General features: G+C 64.5%; 3 protein-coding genes. All 3 read left to right on the top strand.

All coding sequences use genetic code 11. From position 1 onward, the window contains the following. Nucleotides 1–142: 142 nt before the first annotated feature. Nucleotides 143–1,675: a histidine ammonia-lyase gene (hutH, locus tag HP546_RS27975; RefSeq protein ID WP_172232388.1), complete on the top strand. Its 1,533-nt coding sequence runs from the start codon at nucleotides 143–145 to the stop codon at nucleotides 1,673–1,675. A gap of 154 nt (nucleotides 1,676–1,829) precedes the next feature. Beyond that, a complete protein-coding gene (locus tag HP546_RS27970) occupies nucleotides 1,830–3,233 on the top strand; it encodes an amino acid permease (protein ID WP_172232385.1) in 1,404 nt (467 codons plus the stop codon). Nucleotides 3,234–3,248: 15 nt separating this feature from the next. After that, on the top strand, nucleotides 3,249–3,365 hold a 117-nt coding region (locus HP546_RS31930), incomplete at its 3' end, for a hypothetical protein (protein WP_372242470.1).

Raw genomic sequence — 3,365 nt, 5'->3', positions numbered from 1 at the left:
AGCAGGGCCTGGACCTGCCGATGATCACCGGCTGATAGCCGCGCTTTGGATCGCACCCCGCAAGGGGTGATACTGAACAACAAGAAGGAGCGCGCAGGCACCCACAGATGGGCCTGCGGTTCCACGCGATTGGAGTAGCGAAGTGACCGAATTGAACCTCAAGCCCGGCACCATGACCTTGGCCCAGCTGCGCGCAATCCATGCCGCGCCCGTGCGCCTGCAACTGGATGCCAGCGCCGACCAGCCGATCAACGACAGCGTCGCCTGCGTTGAACAGATTCTCGCCGAAGACCGCACGGCCTACGGCATCAACACCGGTTTCGGCCTGCTGGCCTCGACCCGCATCGCCAGTCACGACCTGGAAAACCTGCAGCGCTCGCTGGTGCTGTCGCACGCTGCCGGCATCGGAGCACCGCTGGACGACAGCCTGGTGCGGCTGATCATGGTGCTCAAGGTCAACAGCCTAAGCCGTGGCTTCTCCGGCATTCGTCGCAAGGTAATCGATGCGCTGATCGCCCTGATCAATGCCGAGGTCTACCCACACATCCCGCTCAAGGGGTCGGTGGGGGCATCCGGTGACCTGGCACCGCTGGCGCATATGTCGCTGGTGCTGCTGGGTGAAGGCAAGGCGCGTTACAAGGGCCAGTGGCTGCCGGCCACTGAAGCGCTGGCAGTCGCCGGCCTGGAGCCGCTGACCCTGGCCGCCAAAGAAGGCCTCGCCCTGCTCAACGGTACCCAGGCTTCTACCGCGTATGCCTTGCGTGGCCTGTTCCATGCCGAAGACCTTTACGCCGCTGCCATCGCCTGTGGCGGCCTGACCGTGGAAGCGGCGCTGGGTTCGCGTTCGCCGTTCGATGCACGGGTGCATGCGGTGCGTGGCCAGCGCGGCCAGATCGACACGGCTGCCTGCTTCCGCGACCTGCTGGGCGATTCCAGCGAAGTGTCGCTGTCGCACAAGAACTGCGACAAGGTCCAGGACCCGTACTCGCTGCGCTGCCAGCCACAGGTCATGGGCGCCTGCCTGACCCAGTTGCGCCAGGCTGCCGAGGTGCTGGGTATCGAAGCCAACGCCGTGTCGGACAACCCGCTGGTATTCGCGGCCGAAGGAGACGTGATTTCCGGCGGTAACTTCCACGCCGAGCCCGTGGCCATGGCCGCCGACAACCTCGCCCTGGCCATTGCCGAAATCGGCTCGCTCAGCGAGCGCCGCATCTCGTTGATGATGGACAAGCACATGTCCCAGCTGCCGCCGTTCCTGGTGGAAAACGGTGGGGTCAACTCCGGCTTCATGATCGCCCAGGTCACCGCAGCCGCCCTGGCCAGCGAAAACAAGGCCCTGTCGCACCCGCACAGCGTCGACAGCCTGCCGACCTCGGCCAACCAGGAAGACCACGTCTCGATGGCCCCGGCTGCCGGCAAGCGCTTGTGGGAAATGGCCGAGAACACCCGCGGCGTGCTGGCCATCGAATGGCTGGGCGCCTGCCAGGGCCTTGACCTGCGCAAAGGCCTGAAGACCTCGGCCAAGCTGGAGCAGGCGCGCCAGGCGCTGCGCAGCGAAGTGCCGCACTACGACCGTGACCGCTTCTTCGCACCAGACATCGAAAAGGCTGTGGAACTGTTGGCCAAGGGTAGCCTGACCGGCTTGCTGCCGGCGGGTGTACTGCCAAGCCTGTAATGCTCCCGGGGCCGCTGTGCGGCCCATCGCCGGCAAGCCAGCTCCCACATTGACGGCGCAAACCCTGTCTCTGTGGGAGCTGGCTTGCCGGCGATTGGGCTGCAAGGCAGCCCCTATCGATCTCACGACCACAAAAACAATTTAAGGACGTGACATGCAACAAGCTGAAGGTCTCAAGCGCGGGCTAAGTGCCCGGCACATCCGTTTCATGGCGCTCGGTTCCGCTATCGGTACCGGGCTTTTCTACGGTTCCGCCTCGGCCATCCAGATGGCCGGCCCGGCTGTTCTGCTGGCCTACCTGATCGGCGGCGCCGCCGTGTTCATGGTCATGCGCGCGCTCGGTGAAATGGCCGTGCACAACCCGGTTGCCGGGTCCTTCGGCCACTACGCCAGCACCTACCTGGGGCCCATGGCCGGCTTCATCCTCGGCTGGACCTACGCCTTCGAGATGGTCATCGTCGCCATTGCCGACGTCACCGCCTTCGGTATCTACATGGGCTTCTGGTTCCCGGAAGTGGCCCGCTGGATCTGGGTGCTGGGCATCGTGTTCCTGATCGGCGGCCTCAACCTGTGCAACGTCAAGGTGTTCGGCGAGATGGAGTTCTGGCTGTCGCTGCTCAAGGTCGGCGCCATCGTGGCGATGATCCTGGCCGGCCTCGGCATCATGGCCTTCGGCTTCCGCCAGGTAGGTACCGGGCAGGCGGTGGGCGCCAGCAATCTGTTCGAGCATGGCGGCTTCATGCCCAATGGCGTAGGCGGCCTGATCGCGTCCTTTGCCGTGGTGATGTTCGCCTTCGGCGGTATCGAGATCATCGGCGTCACCGCCGGTGAAGCCAAGGACCCGCAGCGGGTCATCCCCAAGGCGATCAACGCCGTGCCCCTGCGCATCCTGCTGTTCTATGTGCTTACCCTGTTTGTACTGATGTGCCTGTACCCATGGCCGCAGATCGGTAGCGAGGGCAGCCCGTTCGTGCAGATATTCAGCAACCTGGGCATTGGCTCTGCCGCCGCAGTGCTGAACGTGGTGGTGATTTCCGCCGCGATCTCCGCCATCAACAGCGACATCTTCGGCGCCGGCCGCATGATGTACGGCCTGGCCCAGCAAGGTCACGCCCCGCGCAGCTTCAGCAAGCTGTCGAAGCATGGCGTGCCGTGGATGACCGTGGTGGTGATGGGCGCCGCACTGCTGGTCGGTGTGCTGCTGAACTACCTGATCCCGGAAAACGTGTTCCTGCTGATTGCCTCCATCGCCACCTTCGCCACCGTTTGGGTGTGGCTGATGATCCTGGTCACCCAGGTGGCCATGCGCCGCAGCATGAGCCGTGAAGAGGTTGCCCAGCTCAAGTTCCCGGTTCCGTTCTGGCCATACGGCCCGGCCATGGCCATTGCGTTCATGGTGTTCATCTTTGGCGTGCTCGGCTACTTCCCGGACAGCCAGCCGGCCTTGCTGGTCGGGGTGGTCTGGGTGGTGTTCCTGGTGGCCTCCTACCTGCTGTGGTGCAAGCCGCGGGCAGGGCAGGGCCAGCCGGTATCGGAGCCGGTCGAGTTGCACCGCTAGCAAAGGAGATTGTGCATGAGAACCCTCTGGCAGCATTGCCATGTGGCAACCATGGCCGAGGGCCGCTACTCGAGCATCGAGGACGCGGCCATCGTGACCAATGCCGGGCTGATCGAGTGGATCGGCCCACGG

It is taken from the genome of Pseudomonas sp. CM25, assembly GCF_013179705.1.
Taxonomy (GTDB): domain Bacteria; phylum Pseudomonadota; class Gammaproteobacteria; order Pseudomonadales; family Pseudomonadaceae; genus Aquipseudomonas.
This window is presented reverse-complemented; position numbering and strand designations above follow the sequence as displayed.